Here is an 18790-nt window from a genome sequence, read left to right as displayed (position 1 = left end):
CGGTCCGACCTGCGAAGCGACCAGTCACGCCTCCACCCCTCGTCGCAACTCTTCATTAATTACGAAGATATGTTGACAGGCCTTCAACGGTGATGCAACCTTCTGGAAACACGAAACAGGAGGCTCAGCATGACTACCGCTCCACTCAGTCGCCGCGGGTTCCTCGCCGGGCTCGGCGGTCTCGGTGTGGCCGGGCTCCTCGGCGCGTGTGCTACGGGGAGTGACGACACCTCCGGCACCGCCTCCTCGACCCTGACGTTGCAGTCGTCGCTCTCCGACGCCGACCCCAAGGCCGCCCTCACCAAGGTGGTCGAGGGCTATACCAAGAACAAAGTCACCCTCAACACCATCGCGATCGAGACGTTCCGCGCCCAGCTGCCCACGTACCTGAACTCGGGCAACCCGCCGGACGTGCTGACCTGGTACGCCGGCTCGGTCGCCCGCGACTACGCGAGCAAGGGCTTCCTGCTCGACGTCTCCGACCTGTGGACCGGCAGCGGTCCCTGCGCCGGCTTCTCCCCCGCGCTCAAGGAGCTGTCCACGGCGGACGGCAAGCAGATCTTCGTGCCGACCAACTACTACTGGTGGGGCGTCTTCTACCGGAAGTCCGCGTTCCAGGAGTGGGGCGTGCAGGTGCCGACCACCTGGGACGAGTTCATCCAGGTCTGCAAGACGATCAAGAGCAAGGGCGTGGCGCCGATCAGCATGGGCACCGGCTCCACCCCGTGGGTCGCCTCCGGCTGGTTCGACTATCTCGACCTGCGCATCAACGGCGCCGAGTTCCACCGCGAGCTGCTCGCGGGCAAGCACTCGTTCGACGGACCCGAGGTCAAGGCCGTCATGGACCACTACCGCCAGCTGGTCGAATACATCGACCCCAAGGGCCGGTCCTACTCCTGGCAGGACGCGGTCACCCCGCTGAACTCCAAGAAGGCCGGTATGTACCTGATCGGCGCCTTCATCACCTCGGCCGTGCCCGCGGACGGCGTCGACGACCTCGACTTCTTCCGGGTGCCGATCATCGACCAGAACGTGCCGCTGGCCGAGGAGGCGCCGACCGACGGCTACTTCGCCAGTTCCAAGTCGCGCAACGCGACCGGCGCCAAGGAGCTGCTGACGTACCTGGCCTCGCCGCAGGCCCAGCAGGAGTTCATCCAGCTGTCGAAGTCGTCCAACCTGCCGACCTCGCAGCAGGTGGACACCAGCACGTTCTCGCCGCTGGTGCAGAAGGGCATCAAGCTGCTCAACGACAGCAAGGCGATCACCCAGTTCTTCAACCGGGACTCCAGCGACGAGCTTCAGACGACGGCCGACACGGCGCTGACGAAGTTCCTCGACAAGCCCGGGGACGTCAACAAGATCCTGACCGAGTGGCAGGCGAGCGCGAAGAAGGTATTCGGGCAGTGACAACGGTGACGGCGCTGGGAAGGGCGCCCGGAAAGCGGCGCGCCGTTCCCGGCGTGGTCTGGCTGTTCCTGCTGATCCCGGCGCTGGTCGAGATCGGCATGGTGTTCTGGCCGGCGATCAACAGCTTCTACCTGTCGTTCACCGAGTGGAACGGGCTGGGCGCGGCCAAGCCGGTCGGGCTCGACAACTTCCGCGAGCTGGCGTCCGACGACGTGTTCCGCGGCGCGCTGCAGAACAACGTGATCTGGGCGATCGGCTTCGGCGGGCTGTCCGTGCTGGGCGGGCTGGGGCTCGCGCTGGCGCTCAACAAGCCCCGCCGCGGCGTCGGGCTCTATCGCAGCGCGATCTACCTGCCGATGGTGTTCTCGCTGGCGGTCACCGGGCTGTTCTGGCGGGTGCAGTACCAGCCCGACGGGACGATCAACACGCTGCTCGGCGCGGTCGGGCTGGCCGGCCTCGAGAAGCAGTGGCTCGCCGACCCCGACACCGCGCTCTACGCCGTGCTGATCGCGGCGGTGTGGCGGCAGGTCGGCTACGTGATGGTGCTCTACCTGGCCGGCCTCAAGAGCACCGATCCGACGCTCGACGACGCGTCGGCGGTGGACGGCGCGAGCGCGTGGCAGCGCTTCCGCTACGTCACCTGGCCGCAGTTGCGCGGCGTCAACACCGTCGTCTTCGCGGTCACGGTCATCGACTCGCTGCGCACCTTCGACATCGTCTGGGCGATGACCCAGGGCGGCCCGTACCACTCGTCGGAGCTGCTCAGCACGTACATGTTCCAGCAGGGCTTCACGTTCCTGAACCTCGGCTACGCCTCGGCGATCGCGGTGGTCATCTTCGCGCTGGCCCTGCTCTTCATCATCACCTACCTGGTCCGCACCACCAAGGAGGAGGTGTCATGACCGCGGCGACCCTGACCCGCACGCCTTCGGAAGCCCTTGACGGAGAACCGGCGAACCGCAAGCGCCGCCGCTGGGTGTTCCACGCGGTGATGGCGCCGCTCACCCTGCTCTGGGTGGCGCCGATGGTCTTCGTGCTGGTGCTCGCGTTCCGCTCCTTCGACGACATCGCGCAGAACGGCACCGCGGCCTGGCCGAGCACGTTCACCTTCTCCGGCTTCAAGACCGCGATGGGCGCCGGGGCGATGGGCCGGGCGCTCTGGATCAGCATTCAGGTGACGGTCCCGGCGGTGCTGCTCAGCCTCCTGCTGGCCTCCTGGGCCGCGTACGCGTTGAGCCGCTACGCGATCCCCGGACGGCGCGCGATCCTGCTCACCATGCTGGCCGGCAACCTGTTGCCGCCGCAGATCCTGCTCATCCCGGTGTCGCGGGTGATGGAGTCGCTCGGCATCTACGACACGCTCGTCGCGCTCGTCGCCATCCACGTCGGCTTCGGCCTCGGCTTCTACACGTTCGTGCTGCACGGCTTCATGCGCTCGATCCCGGCCGAGCTGACCGAGGCGGCCCGCATCGACGGCGCCGGCCCGGTGCAGATCTACGCGCGCATCATCATGCCGCTGTGCCGCCCGTCGCTCGCCGCGCTGGGCGCGCTCGCCACCACCTGGATCTTCAACGACCTGATCTGGGCGATCACCGTGCTGCGCACCGAGGCGAAGCTGCCGGTCACCGCCGCGCTGCTCAACCTGCAGGGCGGCTACGTGAGCAACTGGAACGTGGTGGCCGCCGCGTCGGTCGTCGCCGCCATCCCCACCGCCATCGTGTTCTTCGCATTCCAGCGCCACTTCGTGTCGGGACTGCTGATGGGATCCACCAAATGAGCAAGCCGCTCACCATCACCCTCTGGGACTTCACCTGGTACACCCGTACCGGCGAGGGCGAGCCCTTCCACGACCTCGATCTCGCCTTCCGCCAGGCGACCGCTCGCGGATACGACACGGTCCGCGTCTGTGCCATGCCCTTCCTGCTCTTCCGCTCCGATCTGGACACTTCCGCGCTGCGCTTCTCCGGCCTCGGCGGCGAGTACGGCCAGCGCACCCGCTGGTACGACGTCCCGTCCGGCCAGCCGCCGGTCGACGGACGCGCCCGGCTGCTCGAGCTGTTCCGCGCCGCCGACCGCCACGACTGCCGGGTCATCGTGTCGAGCTGGGAGTACCAGCAGAGCCCGTCCTTCTCGGTCGACGACGCCTGGCACCGCGCGCTCCAGGCCGTTCCCCCTACCGACCGTTCGGTAGCTCTCGCCGACGCGCACGCCGACCTGATCGACCTGCTTGTCGCCGAAGGGCTCGCACACACCGTCGCCTTCGTCGAGCTGCACAATGAGGTGCAGTACAGCGGGCTGCACCACGGCGAGGGCATCGTCGGGCTGCGTCCCTCGATGGAGCGCGGCATCGACCGCTTCAAGCAGCGCCATCCCGCCACGCCGGTGACCGTCAACTACGCACGCGTGCCGGTCGGTGAGTTGCGCGGCATGCCGCGCAACGCGGATGTCGCGGTTTTCCATCCGTACGTGTACGGCGTGCTCGACCAACTGGTGACCGAGTTCGCGCTGCGCGACCCGTCCCGCCCCTACCCGCAGGAGCGGGCGTTCGCCGAGCTGCTGCGCGACGACGCGCCCAAGCTCGAGGACTGGTTCCCGCCGGCAAGCTGGAAGACCGAGGCGACCGTGGTGCCGCACCGCGAGATCTACACCCACGATTGGTGCGACCCCGGCAAGTGGGACCGCTGGCTCTACGACCGCTACGGCGAGCACCGCCGGGCGATGCGGCAGACCCTCGACACCTGGCTCGACGTGGCGGCCGACCACGCCGCCGGGCGCGGCATCCCGCTGGTGTTCGGCGAGGGCTGGGTCGGCTACACCCCGCTGCACGCGAGCTTCGAGGAGGGCCCGGTCGGCGCCGAGATCTGCGAGCACGCCGTCCGCCGGTCCCGTTCGCTCGGGGCGTGGGGAACGCTGGTGTGCTCCAACGCGGCGCCGCACCATCCGATGTGGAACGACGTGGCCCTGCAACGCCGGTTGAACGACGAGTTCCGGGAGAACCGCTGAGCATGTGGACCATCACCGGCGCGAGCACCGAGTACACCATCGGCGACCAGCTCACGCTGCACGCCTGGGGACCGCACGGGGTATCGGACGGCCCTTCCCCCTACTCCTTCTCCGGCAAGGTGCAGTATCTCCTCCGCGGCGACGTCGCCGCGGTGGAGTACGCGCCGGACGGCGAGCGCCCGTTCCTCGGCGCCGACCTGGCCGTGGCCGGCGAGGTGCTGACGCTCGCCCTCGGCGAGGTGGCCTTCGACGACGGACTGCGCGCGGATCTGCACGACGAGCGCACCGGACTCTCGCTGACGCTGCGCTGGCGGTTCGCACCCGGGACCGACGTCGTGGAGCGCTGGGCCGTCGTGCACAACGGCGGCGACGCGCCGGTCGCGCTCACCCGGCTCGGCTCGGCCGGCTTCTCGGTGCCGACGCCTTCCGGGGCGACGCTCCACTATCTCTGGGGCCAATGGGCACAAGAATTCACCCCCGCTTCCGTACGGCTGACGCGCGGGTGTTTCGAGATCGGCAGTGCGCAGGGCGTCACCGGGCACCAGTTCTCGCCGTACCTGGCCGTGGAGAACGGCGATGCCGCGTACGGGATCCAGCTGGCCTGGACGGGATCCTGGCAGATCGTGGCCGACGCCGACGTGGCCGGCCTGACCCGGATCCGGGCCGGGCGGCAGCTGTCCGACGGGCCGGTGACTCTCTCCCCCGGCGAGTCGGTGACCACCCCGATCGCCGCTGGGGTCTACAGCGCCGACGGGCTCGACGGGCTCGCCCGGCAATGGCACGCCTACGAGCGCCACCTGGCCGGGGAGCGCCTCGGCCGGACCCGGAAGGTCATCTACAACTCGTGGGAGGCCACCGCCTTCGACGTCACCGCGGCCGGCCAGCTCGCGCTCGCCGACGTCGCCGCGTCGCTCGGCGTGGAGACGTTCGTGGTGGACGACGGCTGGTTCGTCGGCCGGCCCGACGACCACAGCGGGCTCGGCGACTGGACACCCGACCCCGCGAAGTTCCCGGACGGCTTCGGCGCCTTCGTCGACGCGGTGCGGGCCAAGGGCCTCGAGTTCGGGCTCTGGGTCGAGCCGGAGATGGTCAATCCGAAGTCGGCCCTCTACTCCGACCATCCCGACTGGGTCTACCAGGCTTCCGGACGACCACGCACCACCATTCGCAATCAGTACCTGTTGAATCTGGGCCGCGAAGACGTGTACGCCTTCGTCCGCGACACGTTGGACCGTTTGCTCACGACGTACCCGATCTCGTACTTGAAGTGGGATTTCAACCGCCCCCGCACCGAGGCGGACCGGGCCGTCGACGACCTCGACGGCGCCCACGTGCGCAACCTGTACCGGCTCCTCGACCACCTGCGCGCCGCCCATCCGGACGTGACCGTCGAGGGCTGCGCGGCCGGCGGCGCCCGCGTCGACCTCGCGATCGCGGCCCGCGCCGACGTGGTCTGGCCCAGCGACAACACCGCGCCGCTCGACCGGCTGCGCATCCAGGACGGCTTCCTGTCGGCGCACGCGCCGCACCTGATGAGCTCGTGGGTGACCGACTCCGAGGGCATGTTCGACGAGCGGCAGCGGTCCCTGGCGTTCCGCTTCGTGCTCGCCGGCGCCGGCGTGCTGGGGATCGGCGCCGACATCACCCGCTGGTCGGCCGGGACACGGGCTTCGGCGGCCGCGTGGGTCGAGCGCTACAAGGGCGTGCGCGACGTCATCCACCGCGGCGTCGTGCACCGCATCGGCGGTCCGGGACAGCGGCGCTGCGCGGTGCAGTACACCTTGGGCTCCCGGGTCGTGGTGCTGGCCTGGAACGCCGGCGGGCTCGATGGGCTCGATCGGGTTCCGGCCCGCGACATCCGGCTGCCGCTGCGCGGGCTCGACCCGGCGGCCCGCTACCGCCACGGTTCCGTCTCCTATTCGGGCAGCCACCTCATGGCGGCGGGCCTGCCGGTGCGGTGGACGCCGACGCACGACGCCGACCTCATCGAGCTGGAGCGGACGCCGGCCCTCCTCTGATCAGCTTCGGTCCCTGCGGCGGATCAACGGGTGAGAGCCTGGCGCACCACCGGGGGCAGCTCCGGCCGAAGTAGCCGTACCGGCGAGCGGCATCGGCGGCGGCGCGCTGCCAATCGGCGAACGAGCCCGGGTTGCGGGTATCCGAGCAGGCCACGCCGGGTGAGCCCTCGACGTCGTTCGGGTACGTCTCGTCGATGTTCAGCCGCGCTCTGATCGTGGCCAGCCGCTCCCCAGGCCGCCATGTCAGCTGATTGCCTGCTTCACCAGCATCGTGATCCTGGCCTCGACGTCCGCGTCCAACGCGGCCACGGCGTAGTACGCCGGCCACATCGCGCCGTCGTCGAGGTTCGCGGCGTCGCTGAAGCCGAACATGCCGTAGCGGGCCTTGAACTTCGACGCGGGCTGGAAGAAGCAGACCATCTTGCCGTTGCGGTAGTACGCCGGCATCCCGTACCAAAGTTTCGGGACGAGCTCGCCGGCGGCGGCCACGACCACCTCGTGCAGGCGCTCGGCGATCGCCCGGTCGGCGTCGGGCATGGTGGAAATTTTCGCGAGCAGCTCGGCCTCGGTGTCGGCGTTCTTGCCGGACCGGAGCTCCTTGGAGCGGTCCTTGAGGGCGTTGCGCTCGGCGTCGGAGAACTTGGTCATGATCTTCCCTTCGATTGGCGCGTCGCGGTGCTGAGCCGGTCGACGGCATTGGTGAGAACGGCGGAGAGCAGGAGGGCGGCCAGTTCCTTCTGGTCGAAATGCTTGGCGGCCTGATCCCAGATCCGGTCGGGGACGGGGTCGGTCTCGTCGTCGGGGTTGCTGACCGCCTCGGACAATGCGCGGGCGGCGACTTCCCCGTCGGACAAATCCGACAACACGCCTTTTATCGAGCTTTGCAGGGCGTTCAGCGCCTCCTGAGCACCGGGGACAAGATCGACCGGGTGGGGTATCCGTACCGTCCGCATCGTTTCTCTCCTCCCTCGTTGCTTGCTTCGTCCGACGGGATTCATCCGACCACCGCCCGGTGCCGTCGCGCGCCGGCCGTGGGACAGCGTGGGACAGCCGAAACCGCTCTGAACTGCGGGAACATGCCGTCGATCCGTACGCGTGGGCCGGGACGGTAGGTTGTTTCACGTGTCCAATCAGCAGGAGCGACTGGTGGCTCAGCTCGCCCAGATCAAGGAGCTGAGCGGGCTCAGCCTGCGTTCCCTGGCCCGCGCGTCGGGGCTGAGCAGTTCCTCGCTCTCGCGCTATCTGACCGGCCGGTTGGTGCCGCCGTGGGAGGCGGTCGTGGCGCTCTGCCGGGCGGTGAAGAAGGACCCCCGGCCGCTGCGCGCCATCTGGGCGGCGGCCTCGGAAGCCGGGCCGGCCCCGGCCCCCCGCCGCAACGACCTGCCGGGCGATCTGTTCGACTTCACCGGGCGGGAGGCGGAATCCGGCCAGGTCGAGGAGCTGCTGCGCACGGTCGGCGCGGTGGTGATCGACGGGATGGCGGGCGTGGGCAAGACCAGCCTGGCGCTGCACGTCGCCCACCGGCTCGCCCCGGCATATCCGGACGGCGGCCTCTACCTCGATCTCCAGGGCTTCACGCCCGGCCAGGAGCCGCTCGACCCGCAGGTCGCGCTGGGCCGCCTCCTCGACGGGCTGGATGTCACGCATCCCCCGGCGGGCGCGGCCGAGCGGGCGGCGCTGTGGCGGTCGGAGCTGTCCCGGCGGCGGGCCCTGGTAGTCCTCGACAACGCCGCCGATGCCGCGCAGGTGCGGCCGTTGCTGCCCGGCGCCGGCAAGTCGGCGGTCCTCATCACCAGCCGGAACCGCCTGGTCAGCCTGGACGGCGTGCCGCCAGTGTCGCTGGCGCCCTTCGGCGACGCCGACGCGGCCCGCCTCTTCGGCCGCGCGGCCGGCCTCACCCTCGACGCCGAGGGCGCCGTCGACCAGGTGCTGCGCGAGTGCGGCGGCCTCCCCCTCGCCCTGCGGATGGCCGGCGCGCGCCTGCGCCACCGCCCCGGCTGGACCGTTGCCGTCCTCGCCGAGCGGATGCGCGACAACGCCGGGCGTTTCGACGCCGTCTTCGGGATGTCGCTGCAACAGCTCGACCTCGATCAGCGGCGGATGTTCCGCCTGCTCGGCGTGCTTCCGGGGGCTGACTTCGACGACGGGGTGGCGTCCGCGCTGATCTCCGCAGACCCGCTGGAGATTCTCGATGAGCTGGTCGACGCCCACCTGATCCAGGAGATCTCGCCGGGCCGGTATCGCCTGCACGACCTGATCCGCCGCTATGCCGCCGATCTGGCCGCCTCCGAGGAAGCCGACATTTCCGTATATTTACGTCGAGTCTTCGATCACTATCTGGCGCGGGCGATCGCTCAGGACCAGATCCTCCCCTCGCCGCATCGCCCCCGGCCGCAAGCGGGCGATCCGGCCAAGGCCATGGCCTGGTTCGACCTCGAATACGTCAACCTGATCGCCTGCTTCGACGCCGCCGTCCGCCTCGGCGCCGACGAGTTCGTGGCAGCGCTGCCGCCGGCAATGCGCGTCTGGTTCTTCCGGCACCGCGGCACCGACGACCAGACCCGCATGCTGGCCGCGGCCGCCGACGCTGCCGGGCGGCTCGGCCGCGACCGGGAACGTGCGTCGTTGCTGGCCGATCTCGGGTTCGCGCTCGCCGCGGCCGGCCGTCTCACCGAGGCCCTGGATGCCTACGGGGCGGCCGACCCCGCCGACGATCTCGCCGCGACGCTGGCCTTGCGCACCGGTTTCGTCCATCGCGACCTGGGTGATCCCGCGGCCGCGCAGACGGATTTCCGCCGGGCACGGAAACTTTTCGAGCAGCAGGGAAACCGCGCCGGCCAGTCGCAGGCGCTCGCCTTCGACGGCTGGGCGACCCTCCACCTCGGCGCGCGCGACGAGGCGATCTCACTGGCCCGCTCGTCGCTGGAGCTGGTCGAAGGGCCCGCCCGGATTCCCGGCCTGCTCACCCTGGGTGTCGCCGAGGGCGCGACGGGCCCCGTGCGCGAGGCGCTGGCCCTCGCCGAACAGCACCGCCTGCGGCACAACGAAGCCTGGTGCCACAACTGCCTCGGCATCGTGCTGCGCGAGACCGGCGATCCCTTGCGGGCGCTCGATCACCACCGCCGGGCCCTCGAGCTGCTGAAGCCCCTGGCCGAGGTGCAGCTCGAGATCGACTGCCTGCGCGCGTACGCGGAAACGTGCGCGGCGGCCGACCGGCCCGACGAAGCTGTCCCCGCGCTGGATCGCCTCCGTGTGCTGACCCGGGTTGCATCCGATATCCAGGTACCGGCCCGCAGCACCCCGGTCAGCATCGGGAGGGTGAACTCGCCGCCGTCCGCGCCCAGCGCGAGCAGCGTGCCGGTCAGCTACCGAGGGTGACCTTGACGCCGCCGGAGAGCAGCGAGTCGTGCAGCTCGAGGCTGGTCAGCTTCGCCGCCTTCGGCACGTCGAACACCAGCCTGCCGTCGACCCGCCGGCCGGGGTCGACCTTGCGCAGGAACGTCTCGGTGTCGTGATTGGCGTAGACGCCGGCAATCTCGTCGTTGCCGTAGGAGGCGCCGGTCGCGTCGAAGGCCTTCTGCGCGGCGCCCAGGAAGAACTGCGACCCGTCGGCGATGTTGCGCACCGACAGGCTGACCACGCAGTACTTGCCGTTGGCGGTGCGCTTGAAATGCTCGAGGCCGACGCTGGTTTGCGAACAGTCCACCCGGGAGACCACGAACTCGAACTTGCCATCGCGCACGGCGTCCCCGACACCTGGCGGCGGTTTGCTGCCCTGCTTGGCAGGGGCGGTTCTGGCCGGCGGACTGGTGACGGTGGTGGCGGCCGCCTCCGTGCCGCCGTGCCGCTGCGCCAGTACGCCGACCACGAACAGGACGGCCACCGCTCCGCAGGCAAGCAGCGTCGCAAGCAGCGGACGGAGCGGCGCACCACCGCGGGCGCCCGGGTCGGGACGCCGTCGGGGACGAGGATCGTGCGACATCGGGCCACTCCAGGGGCCGGTCTGACTCGCTCCCCCCAACTGTCGGTCACCGAGCCGGGCCAAGCCACCGATTTCGCCTGATCAGCGACGGCCTCCGCCTGATCGGACAAGTCCGACCGGCCGGCATCTCCCGCCCGATATGGGTCCCAGGCTCTGGTTCATCTCGGAACGGGTCTCGCGGGGACGTCGGGAACTCAGTATGGCTGCGGCGAGGGCGGAGGCGTCTGGCCTGCGGCGCCGATGCCCTTGGGGTTCGGCCCGTGCTGGTTGGCCGGGTGGCTGTCCTGCACGAAGAAGACGAGCAGAATGATCCAGCCGACGATCGGAATGAGGCCGATGAGCAGCCACCAGCCAGAGCGGCCGGTGTCGTGCAGGCGTCTCGCGCCGACGGCGAGTGTCGGAACGAGCAGGGCCAGCTGAAGGATGCCTTGGATGGGCCCCGTGCTGCCGTACGGCCCAGTGCGGAAACCGAAGATCGCGTCAAGGATGCCGGCGACAATGCCGACGATCGCGGAGAACAGGATGAAGAACCAATACTCCGAACGGCGCGCACGGCCCTTGAAGTCCGCATACTTCCGCTGGAGGCAGATCCTGACGGCGTCCTGGAACGACATGGGGAACCTTCCCAAAATGTCGACGATTTGATAGATGTCGATCGTATGACCTACGGGGGCGGCCCGGAAGCGCGCCTCAATGCGGCGGGAAGCTCAGGACGGGGCAGGACATGGACCAAGGCACCCGCGACGAGGTGCTCGGCCGCCTGGCTGAGGCAGTCGGATCCGTCGCCGTCGCCCACCCGACGCGGGTTGCCGTCGACGGACCGCCCGCCGCCGGAAAGACCACGCTCGCCGACGAGCTGGCCGTCGTCCTGCGCGCACAGGGCCGCGATGTCATCCGCGCGACGATCGACGATTTCCTCTTCCCCCGGGCCCAGCGCTATCCGCGCGGCGAGTACTCGGCCGAAGCCTGCTATTTCGACTCCCACGACTACCACGCGCTGAACCGGGTTCTGCTCGATCCGCTCGGCCCGGGCGGAGATCGACGCTTCCAGCACGCGGTCTTCGACCGCGCCACGGATACCGCGCTGTCCCCGCCGGTCACGACTGCCCCTGCCGATGCCGTGCTGGTCTTCGACGGCGTCTTCCTCATGCGCCCGGAACTCATAGATCGGTGGGATCTGCGCATCTTCGTGTCGACCGCGTTCGAGAAGACCGTGGATCGAGCCGTGATCCGAGAGCGCCGGGTGTCATCCCGGGCCGAGATCGAACGGCGCTGGCGCGAGCGTTACATCCCCTCCCAACAGCTCTACTTCGCTACCGTCCGCCCGGCCGATCACGCCGACATCATCGTGCACAACGACGAACCCCAGCAGCCGGCCTGGGAGACCAGGTGATACGGAGTTCGCGGACAACCGATATCGTCGGCCTATGTCCGGCCCTGGAGACGTGCCACCGGAGATCCTGAACCGGCTGCGACCGATCTGCCGGCGGCTGCCCGACACGTACGAGGAACCGGCCTGGATCGGCATCCGCTGGCGGATCCGCACGCGAACGGTCGCCCACGTCTACACGCCCGACCCGGAACGCTTCCCGGTCTACGCCCGATATCTGACCGCCGGCGAGGCGCCGACCGTGATGACGTTCCGGGTGCCCCTCGACGACCTGCTCGGCCTGACCGCCCGCGGCTTCCCGTTCTTCCGCGCCCCCTGGGGCCGCAACGTCGCCGCGGCCATCCTCGGTGACCACACCGACTGGACCGAGATCGCCGAACTGATCACCGACAGCTACTGCGAGATGGCCCCGAAGTTCCTCGCCGCCCGGGTCGCCCTTCCCCCGCCGAGCAGCTGATCCGCGGCGCGGCCGAGGGGACGGCAGGAGATCACGTTTGTCTCCTCACGGCAGGCCGTCCGGTCGCGATCAGCCCGAGAACCACGAAAGTCGCGCCGGCCGCGGTGAGCCACATCGGCGTAGCGCGCTCCGGGCAGCAACGCGCCCGTCACGATGTCGGTGTGCGTGTCGATGCTTACCTTGACGTACATTCCGAACCGTTATCAGCCGAACATCTGATAGACAACGTGGATGGCTTCTGAGCGGTCGACGGCCGGCGCTGTCGAGGTCAACGGTGTGCGCCTGGGCTGCCGGCTGTCCGGCGACCCGGCCGGCGTACCGGTCCTGCTGTTGCACGGCAGCGGCAGCAGCGCGACCACCTGGGACCGCTTCACCCCACGCCTGACCGCCGCCGGCTACCGCACCGTCGCCGTCGACCTGCGCGGCCACGCGACCAGCTCCCGGTCCCGCGACTACTCCCTGACCAGCCTCCGCGACGACGTCCTGGCCCTGCACGACACCCTGGAGCTGCGCGACGCCGTCCTGATCGGCCACTCGGTCGGCGGCTACGCCGCCCTCGCCGCCGCGCTCCACTCCCCCGGCCGCATCGCCCGCCTGGTCCTCGAAGACCTCGCCGCGCCCCCGCGACGGCCCGGCTCGACGACGCGCATCAACCCGTTCCAGGCCCTCGCCGCGGTGGCCGGCATCCTCACCAGCGGCCGCGACTACGAGCTGCGCGCCGTGGTCGCCCTGCTCCGCCAGCTCGCCCGCCCCGACGAGGCATGGTGGGCCCGCCTCGGCGAGGTGAGCCATCCGACCCTGATCGTCTCCGGCGGGCCGGCCAGCTGCATCCCACCCGACCGCCTGGCCGACGCGACGGCCGCGATCCCGCACGCTCGACTCGCTACGATCCCGGTGGGCCACCGCGTGCACAGCCTGGCCCCCGACGAGTTCGCCACCGAGGTCATGACGTTCCTGGCGGAGCCGATGGCCGCAACGCAGAGCCGATAGCGCAACGCAGAGCCGATAGCCGCAAACCTGAGGAGGCCGGCATGAGCAATCACGTGTATCGCCTGACCGAGGTCGTGGGCAGCAGCCCGACCAGCGTCGACGACGCGATCCGCACCGCCATCACGAAAGCCGCCCAGACCGTCCGCAATATCGAGTGGTTCGAGACCCAGGAGGTCCGCGGCCAGATCGCGGACGGCGATGTCGCCTACTTCCAGGTCCGGCTGAAGATCGGCTTCCGCGTCGACGACTGAAACTTTCTCATCGGCGTCGCCAGATCGGCCTGCTGCAGAGCCCAGCGCAGATCCTTGATGCCAAATTCACGATCCATCATTTCGTACGTCGTGACGACCTGCTCGATGGCGGCGGTGGACGGCTGCGCGTTCTCGTTGCGCCACCCGGCCTTCGCGACCAGGCGCTGCGACTCGAGCCAGACCGCGTACCCGTTGGCATTGGCCGGCGTCGCGAACGGCGCGGCCCATTCGCCGATGCGCAGCATGTCGTCGCCGAAGAACGGGAACTGATTCTTCAACGCGGTGAGCACGGCCGCGACGGGTGACGTTCGATTCGGGTTGGTCTGCCATGGATTGTCAAGCCTCAGTTCGCGGCCCGGCCCACGCGGACCACCGCTGTCGGGAACCCGACGGGCCGAGCCTTGATCCCCAGCCATGGCCGATTTGGACTATCCGTCGTTCGAGCGATGGCATCGACACCTTTCGGTGATGTGTCGAGCACGGTCCGCTCGTTAGCTTGGGCTTGACCGCACACAGCGGGCGGATGGGGCAGAACATGACGGATGACTTCTCTCCGCCGGGCGACGCGATCGAGCGGCCGCCGAACGCCGAGGTGGCGCGGCCGGACGAGCCCGACGACTTCTATGTGGCCTTGCAGCCTCTGACGCTCGAGCTCATCGCGCATCAACTGACCCGGATGAACCTGGAGTTCAACGAGCAGGGTCGCCGGCTCTTCGCCCGGTTCGCCGACTTCACGCTGCAGATCAGCGTACTGAACGACGACATTCTGAGCATCCGCGCGATGGTCAAGCAACAGTTTCCCGCGCATGCGATGGCGACCCTGGCCGGCCGCTGCAACTGGTGGAACGCGTCGGAGCTCTTCCTCAAGGCGTCGGCCTCGACGATCATGGTCGCATCCGAGTCCGGCGGTTCGCCGTCGCCGGCCGTACGGGTGCAGCTCGACTTGGATCTTCCATGTTCCATGGGCATCGCCCCGGTCCAGCTCCAGGGGCTCCTGAAGGCCGCGCTCGGCAACGTGAACGCGTTCCGGTCACGATCCCGGATCGCCGACCTGTCGGCCTTCGGATGGGGGTGACCGGTTGGGCATTCTGTCCCTTCTGGCCCGGTTGATCAACCTGATCGTCGAGAACTTCAGCCGTAACTCGCTGCGCGAGCTCGACCGCCTTCAGATCCTCTACCGGGGCATGACCGACGAGCAGCTGCGGGTGGAGTTCCGCCGGCAGGTGACCGCCGGCCGTCTGTCGTCGGGCCGGGACGTCCCGGGCCCGCGGTTCCTGATGAAGCAACGCGACACCTCCGGCCTGCACGCGCTGGCGATCGCGTCGTGCATGTTCGACCGGTATCCATGCGATCTGCCGGCCGGCTCCCGGATCTACGACGAGCAGCGCCTGGCCGCGCTGATGCTGCTCGACCAGCTGAACGTCCAGATGGACACCGGCGAGGGCAAGACGTACGCGATCGCGGTCGGCGCGGCGGCGCTGCTGGCCCGCTACCCGCAGGTCGTCATCATCACCGCCAACGCCTACCTGGCGCGGCGCGACCGCAAGCGGGTGAGCACGTTCTTCGAGGCCATGGGCATCGCCTGCAGCGGCGATCTGCCCGACGCCGGTTTCGACGGGGTCGCGTACGCCACGCTCGAAGACCTCTGCTTCGGCTACCTTCAGCGCACCTACTTCGAGGACCGGCGCACCTATCCCACGCGGGCCGCCTTCGTGGTCGACGAGATCGACTCGGTGCTGCTCGACCAGAACCTGCGCCACTCGCTGGTCCGGCACATGCGCAGCCAGGACACCATGTGGGAGGACATCGTCACGCTGGTCGCCGACTGGGGCCCCGACCAGTACACGTACAACCCGGTCCTCGACACCATCACGCTCGGCGGCGAGGCGTGGGAGCAGCTCGCCCGGCTCGGTCACGCGCTGGGCCGGCCCGCGGCCCTGCTGATGGACCTGGCCGCCGGCGTGCTCTGGGCGATGCGGGCCAAGCACGGCTCCGACTACATCGTGGTCGGCCGCGAGATCCGGCTCATCAACCGGGTGACCGGGCAGCCCTTCTCGACCGCCAGCCCCGACTCGGCCGCCCTGGAATACCTCATCCTGGGCGGCAACCCGCGGCTGGCGCTGACCCTCGCCGAGATCAACGCGCTGAGCCTGCTCTCCCGCCACCCGCACGTGGTCGGACTCTCCGGCACGGTACGCGAGGACACGCTCTACTACCTGCAGCAACTGGGCACCCTGACCGGCAACGTCCCGCCGCGGTTCCCCCGGTTCCAGACCGAGATCCGTACGCTGCTCTCCCCGTCACGGGAGAAGACCCTCGAGCACATCCTGATGCGTATCGAGGAGGAGTCGCCGCGGCCCGTGGTGATCGGCACGTGGTCGGCCGCGGAGTGCCGGGCGGTCGCCGACTGGCTGCGCCTGGCCGAGTCGATCGATCCGGCCCGGGTTTCGACGGTGGCGAGCTTCGACTCGGCCACCGACGCGGAGATCATCGAGAACGCCGGGGCGCCCGGCGCCATCACGGTGCTCAGCCAGGGCGGCAGCCGCGGCGTCGACGTCCGTTCGGCCCACCGGCCACTGTTGATCGTCATCGGCCGCGCCGTCGAGCCACGCCTGGACCGGCAGTTCCTCGGCCGCGTCGGCCGCCACGGCGAGGCGTTCGACGCCGAGTTCGTCGTGGACTCCCAATGCCCCATCTGGAACCCCCAGCTGGGCTTCGCCGCGCGCTTCTTCACCGAGGCGATGCCGCTGAACCGTACGGCCGCGCGCGGGCTGCGCTCGGGGCAGCGGGAGACCTGGCTGGGCCAGGTCAGCAAGCGCACCAACGCGAGCGTGCTGTCCCGCGCGGTCGGGCAGGCGGAGATGGAGACGGCGGCCCGGTTCCTGACGCTGCGGCGGATCGGGTCGCCGGTCGAGTTCAGCTCGCACGCCGACGAGCTCGCCGCGGAGCACTCCGGGACGCCGGCGCTGGGCGGCGGCGACGGCCGGGCGGGCCTCGGGACCGGCGACGGCCGGCCTGCCCTGACGAACGGTGGCGGCCCGCCGTCCATGATGAACGGCCAGGTCGCCCTGGGCCCCAGCCTGGTGCGGGCGCTGGAGCGCCGTCGCACGACGGACGACGTCGTCCGCGACTTCGAGGCGGCGGTCCGTGCCGCGACCACCGCGGACGGCGCCGACGGGCGGCCGGAGTACAAGCTGGAGAACATGTTTCTCGGCGACGACGCCGAGTTGCAGGCGCTCACCCGGTGGCTGCGGCGGGGCGCCGAGGGGTTCGGCGACCGTCCCGACACCCCGGCGGCCGCCCTCTTCCGGCGCCAGGCGGCGCTGGCGGCGCAGCAGCACCTGCCGATCGAGACGGTCGCGGGGTGGCGCGACCCGACCCGGATCGAGCGGGAGACGCGGCTGATGGTCAACGCCGCCTACCTCACGCAGGTGACCCACAAGCTCGAGTCGCTGTGGGTGAGCTCCACGCCGGCCACGTACTACCGCCGGGGCGCGTTCGCCGTACGGACCCTGCACGAGCTGGCGGACCTGAAGGCCCGCACCGAGGTGCTGAACAACCTGCTGATGGCCGACACCCCGACCGCGCTGGGCGAGCTGTTCTTCAGCGCCGAGCACAACATCCCCGGCGCCACGACGGACGAGCCGGAGGACGTGGCGACCGTGCCCGCCCCGGCGCCGCCGCCGGGGGCCCAGCTGGCCGACGAGCAGGTCCAGGCGCTCGTGGAGGAGTTCCTGACCGAGCGGTCGAAGGCGCCGGGCGGTCTGCCGCTGCCCCCGGACTACGCGCGCCTGCTGCTGCTGGACGTGCTGCGGCCGCTGCTGGCCCGGCCCGGGACGGTCGGCGGCAACGTCATGCGCCGCCAGGTCGACCTCATGATCGACGCGCTGGCCACCAAGGGAATGTCCTCGTCCGAGCTGCGCGCGCACCGCCGGCTGATCGCCGAGTTCGTGGACAGCCTGCACGCCAAGGGCGTGCTGTCCGAGCGGCTGCCGGCCGAGGGCCGGCTGACCGGCGCGGCGCGCCGGGTGCGCACCTTCGTCAGCACCATCCCGATGTACGGCGTGGCCGCCGTGCTGGCCTACCTCGCGGTGGCCGCGCTCGGGCTGCTGCCGACGGCGACGCCGGCCCGGAACTTCACCCTCGTCGACCGCGCCGCCGACATCTTCGGCTTCGCGACCGTGCTGTCCGACCGCCCGCTGATGGCCTACTTCGCCCTGATCGTCGTCACCCAGCTGGCGGCCCGGGCGGTCGGCATCGCGGATCCGTCCCCGCTGATCACCCGGCTGGCGCCGCTGGGCGCGCTGGTGTTCGCGTTCGTCGTGTACGGGCACGGCTTCGACAACCTCGGGACCACGCTGCTGCTGTGGCTGCTCCTGCTGCTCTGGACCAGCCCGCTGCTGCTCGTACACCGCTTCGTCATGGTCTTCGTCGGCGCCGATCTGACCGTCGTGCTGGCGGGCATCTCGGTCGCGATCTTCGCGGTGCACGCGGTGGTCGAGGGCACGGCGACGACGAACGCGATGATCCTGGTCGGATTGGTCGCCGCGCTCGCCGGCCCGGCCGTGCCCGTGTCGGTCGAGAACCGCGAGTACGTCGCCGGCAGCGTGCGGCACTCCGACGAGCGCACCCGCACCCGGGTGGCCATCGACCCCGCCGACCTCTCCGGGACGACGGCCTTCGTGGTGATCGCCCTGATCGGCCTGAGCGGCGGCTTCGCCCTCGGCGGCTTCGTGGTTCTCCAGCTGCTGGCCGTGCTCGTGATCGTCAACCGGCGACTCTCGGTCGACCGGATCGAGGGGATGATGGGCAAGCTCCGGGTGGGTAGCCCGCTGACCCACGAGCAGCTGCGCGGTCATCTGCTACGCACCCAGATCCGCACGGTCGCCGTCGCCGCCGTGATCCTCGGCCTGGCCCTCTGGCCCGTGGTGGCCGCGGGCGGCGCGTCCACCGTCACCCTCCTGCTCGATCAGTGGGCCGGCGTCGTGCTTGCCACCGGCTTCCTGGCCTGTGGCAACGCGTTCAGCGTCGGCGGCCGGGTCGCGCTGCTGCGGGACACCGGCGAGGACGACTCCGGCGCCCGCCCGTTCCGCAGCCTGATCCAGTCGTGGAAGCGGACACGGCTCAACTGGGTCTGGCGGGTGGCCGTGATCGTCATCGTGCTGATCCGGCCGCTCGAGTGGCTGGCCGAGGCGACCGACCTCATCGACGCGGCCAAGGCGGTGTGGGGGTTCGTGACCGGGATCTTCACCTAGCCGGGATCTTCACCTGGCGCCGGGCCGGATCTCAGGG

The 18790-nt window shown here is 70.1% G+C and carries 17 protein-coding genes; 12 read left to right on the top strand and 5 right to left on the bottom strand.

The genetic code is table 11. The features are described 5' to 3' along the window. The first annotated feature begins 129 nt into the window (after nucleotides 1–129). The 5 genes from ACIA5D_RS07465 to ACIA5D_RS07445 are packed head-to-tail and all read left to right on the top strand — an operon-like array spanning nucleotide 130 to nucleotide 6428. Nucleotides 130–1407 carry an ABC transporter substrate-binding protein gene (locus tag ACIA5D_RS07465; protein ID WP_396029016.1) on the top strand — a complete coding sequence of 426 codons (1278 nt, stop codon included), beginning with the start codon at nucleotides 130–132 and terminating at the stop codon, nucleotides 1405–1407. Next, nucleotides 1404–2309, top strand: coding sequence for a carbohydrate ABC transporter permease (locus tag ACIA5D_RS07460; RefSeq protein WP_396029015.1), 906 nt, complete (start codon nucleotides 1404–1406; stop codon nucleotides 2307–2309). Before ACIA5D_RS07465 ends, ACIA5D_RS07460 begins: the two co-directional genes overlap by 4 nt. After that, nucleotides 2306–3184, top strand: a complete 879-nt coding sequence (locus ACIA5D_RS07455; protein ID WP_396029014.1) for a carbohydrate ABC transporter permease — start codon at nucleotides 2306–2308, stop codon at nucleotides 3182–3184. Before ACIA5D_RS07460 ends, ACIA5D_RS07455 begins: the two co-directional genes overlap by 4 nt. Further along, nucleotides 3181–4410 carry a cellulase-like family protein gene (locus tag ACIA5D_RS07450; RefSeq protein WP_396029013.1) on the top strand — a complete coding sequence of 410 codons (1230 nt, stop codon included), beginning with the start codon at nucleotides 3181–3183 and terminating at the stop codon, nucleotides 4408–4410. The genes ACIA5D_RS07455 and ACIA5D_RS07450 overlap by 4 nt, the downstream gene beginning before the upstream one ends. Nucleotides 4411–4412: 2 nt before the next feature. Continuing rightward, the gene (locus ACIA5D_RS07445) at nucleotides 4413–6428 is read left to right on the top strand and encodes an alpha-galactosidase (protein WP_396029012.1); all 2016 of its coding nucleotides are present in this window, start codon (nucleotides 4413–4415) and stop codon (nucleotides 6426–6428) included. A gap of 243 nt (nucleotides 6429–6671) precedes the next feature. Here ACIA5D_RS07445 and ACIA5D_RS07440 read toward each other — a convergent pair whose 3' ends face one another. Both ACIA5D_RS07440 and ACIA5D_RS07435 read right to left on the bottom strand, forming a co-directional pair. Continuing rightward, nucleotides 6672–7076 carry an iron chaperone gene (locus ACIA5D_RS07440; protein WP_396029011.1) on the bottom strand — a complete coding sequence of 135 codons (405 nt, stop codon included), beginning with the start codon at nucleotides 7074–7076 and terminating at the stop codon, nucleotides 6672–6674. Beyond that, entirely contained in the window at nucleotides 7073–7381 is a 309-nt protein-coding gene (locus ACIA5D_RS07435; RefSeq protein ID WP_396029010.1) for a carboxymuconolactone decarboxylase family protein, read from the bottom strand. The genes ACIA5D_RS07440 and ACIA5D_RS07435 overlap by 4 nt, the downstream gene beginning before the upstream one ends. 169 nt (nucleotides 7382–7550) lie before the next feature. Here ACIA5D_RS07435 and ACIA5D_RS07430 point away from each other — a divergent pair, with 169 nt between their 5' ends. Then, nucleotides 7551–9806 carry an ATP-binding protein gene (locus tag ACIA5D_RS07430; protein WP_396029009.1) on the top strand — a complete coding sequence of 752 codons (2256 nt, stop codon included), beginning with the start codon at nucleotides 7551–7553 and terminating at the stop codon, nucleotides 9804–9806. On the opposite strand, the gene ACIA5D_RS07425 is transcribed toward ACIA5D_RS07430, so the two are convergent. Further along, entirely contained in the window at nucleotides 9790–10410 is a 621-nt protein-coding gene (locus ACIA5D_RS07425) for a DUF4352 domain-containing protein (protein ID WP_396029008.1), read from the bottom strand. The genes ACIA5D_RS07430 and ACIA5D_RS07425 overlap by 17 nt on opposite strands. 194 nt (nucleotides 10411–10604) lie before the next feature. Next, nucleotides 10605–11024 (bottom strand): DUF805 domain-containing protein, encoded by a 420-nt coding sequence (locus tag ACIA5D_RS07420; protein ID WP_396029007.1) that lies wholly within the window; start codon nucleotides 11022–11024, stop codon nucleotides 10605–10607. Between the two features lie 110 nt (nucleotides 11025–11134). On the opposite strand from ACIA5D_RS07420, the gene ACIA5D_RS07415 reads away from it, so the two are divergent. From ACIA5D_RS07415 to ACIA5D_RS07400, 4 genes are all read left to right on the top strand, one after another. Further along, entirely contained in the window at nucleotides 11135–11803 is a 669-nt protein-coding gene (locus ACIA5D_RS07415) for a cytidylate kinase family protein (protein WP_396029006.1), read from the top strand. A 34-nt stretch (nucleotides 11804–11837) separates the two neighbouring features. Then, nucleotides 11838–12257, top strand: a complete 420-nt coding sequence (locus ACIA5D_RS07410) for an MmcQ/YjbR family DNA-binding protein (protein WP_396029005.1) — start codon at nucleotides 11838–11840, stop codon at nucleotides 12255–12257. Between the two features lie 231 nt (nucleotides 12258–12488). Continuing rightward, nucleotides 12489–13247, top strand: coding sequence for an alpha/beta fold hydrolase (locus tag ACIA5D_RS07405; protein ID WP_396029004.1), 759 nt, complete (start codon nucleotides 12489–12491; stop codon nucleotides 13245–13247). 41 nt (nucleotides 13248–13288) lie between these two features. Further along, nucleotides 13289–13498: a dodecin gene (locus tag ACIA5D_RS07400; protein WP_396029003.1), complete on the top strand. Its 210-nt coding sequence runs from the start codon at nucleotides 13289–13291 to the stop codon at nucleotides 13496–13498. Here ACIA5D_RS07400 and ACIA5D_RS07395 read toward each other — a convergent pair. Further along, on the bottom strand, nucleotides 13453–13788 hold the full coding sequence (locus ACIA5D_RS07395; RefSeq protein WP_396029002.1) for a hypothetical protein: 336 nt from the start codon (nucleotides 13786–13788) through the stop codon (nucleotides 13453–13455). The genes ACIA5D_RS07400 and ACIA5D_RS07395 overlap by 46 nt on opposite strands. A gap of 245 nt (nucleotides 13789–14033) precedes the next feature. Here ACIA5D_RS07395 and ACIA5D_RS07390 point away from each other — a divergent pair, with 245 nt between their 5' ends. After that, nucleotides 14034–14573 carry a hypothetical protein gene (locus tag ACIA5D_RS07390; RefSeq protein ID WP_396029001.1) on the top strand — a complete coding sequence of 180 codons (540 nt, stop codon included), beginning with the start codon at nucleotides 14034–14036 and terminating at the stop codon, nucleotides 14571–14573. Between the two features lie 4 nt (nucleotides 14574–14577). Continuing rightward, nucleotides 14578–18753 (top strand): hypothetical protein, encoded by a 4176-nt coding sequence (locus tag ACIA5D_RS07385; RefSeq protein ID WP_396029000.1) that lies wholly within the window; start codon nucleotides 14578–14580, stop codon nucleotides 18751–18753. Nucleotides 18754–18790: the final 37 nt, after the last annotated feature.

This window comes from Actinoplanes sp. NPDC051513, assembly GCF_044454685.1.
In the GTDB taxonomy this organism is placed as follows: Bacteria; Actinomycetota; Actinomycetes; order Mycobacteriales; family Micromonosporaceae; genus Actinoplanes.
This window is presented reverse-complemented; position numbering and strand designations above follow the sequence as displayed.

Bases quoted from the DNA above. Each gene is read 5' to 3' on its own strand.
- ACIA5D_RS07465 (WP_396029016.1), top strand. From the start codon at position 130: ATGACTACCGCTCCACTCAGTCGCCGCGGGTTCCTCGCCGGGCTCGGC.
- ACIA5D_RS07455 (WP_396029014.1), top strand. From the start codon at position 2,306: ATGACCGCGGCGACCCTGACCCGCACGCCTTCGGAAGCCCTTGACGGA.
- ACIA5D_RS07450 (WP_396029013.1), top strand. From the start codon at position 3,181: ATGAGCAAGCCGCTCACCATCACCCTCTGGGACTTCACCTGGTACACC.
- ACIA5D_RS07445 (WP_396029012.1), top strand. From the start codon at position 4,413: ATGTGGACCATCACCGGCGCGAGCACCGAGTACACCATCGGCGACCAG.
- ACIA5D_RS07440 (WP_396029011.1), bottom strand. From the start codon at position 7,076: ATGACCAAGTTCTCCGACGCCGAGCGCAACGCCCTCAAGGACCGCTCC.
- ACIA5D_RS07435 (WP_396029010.1), bottom strand. From the start codon at position 7,381: ATGCGGACGGTACGGATACCCCACCCGGTCGATCTTGTCCCCGGTGCT.
- ACIA5D_RS07425 (WP_396029008.1), bottom strand. From the start codon at position 10,410: ATGTCGCACGATCCTCGTCCCCGACGGCGTCCCGACCCGGGCGCCCGC.
- ACIA5D_RS07420 (WP_396029007.1), bottom strand. From the start codon at position 11,024: ATGTCGTTCCAGGACGCCGTCAGGATCTGCCTCCAGCGGAAGTATGCG.
- ACIA5D_RS07415 (WP_396029006.1), top strand. From the start codon at position 11,135: ATGGACCAAGGCACCCGCGACGAGGTGCTCGGCCGCCTGGCTGAGGCA.
- ACIA5D_RS07410 (WP_396029005.1), top strand. From the start codon at position 11,838: ATGTCCGGCCCTGGAGACGTGCCACCGGAGATCCTGAACCGGCTGCGA.
- ACIA5D_RS07405 (WP_396029004.1), top strand. From the start codon at position 12,489: ATGGCTTCTGAGCGGTCGACGGCCGGCGCTGTCGAGGTCAACGGTGTG.
- ACIA5D_RS07400 (WP_396029003.1), top strand. From the start codon at position 13,289: ATGAGCAATCACGTGTATCGCCTGACCGAGGTCGTGGGCAGCAGCCCG.
- ACIA5D_RS07390 (WP_396029001.1), top strand. From the start codon at position 14,034: ATGACGGATGACTTCTCTCCGCCGGGCGACGCGATCGAGCGGCCGCCG.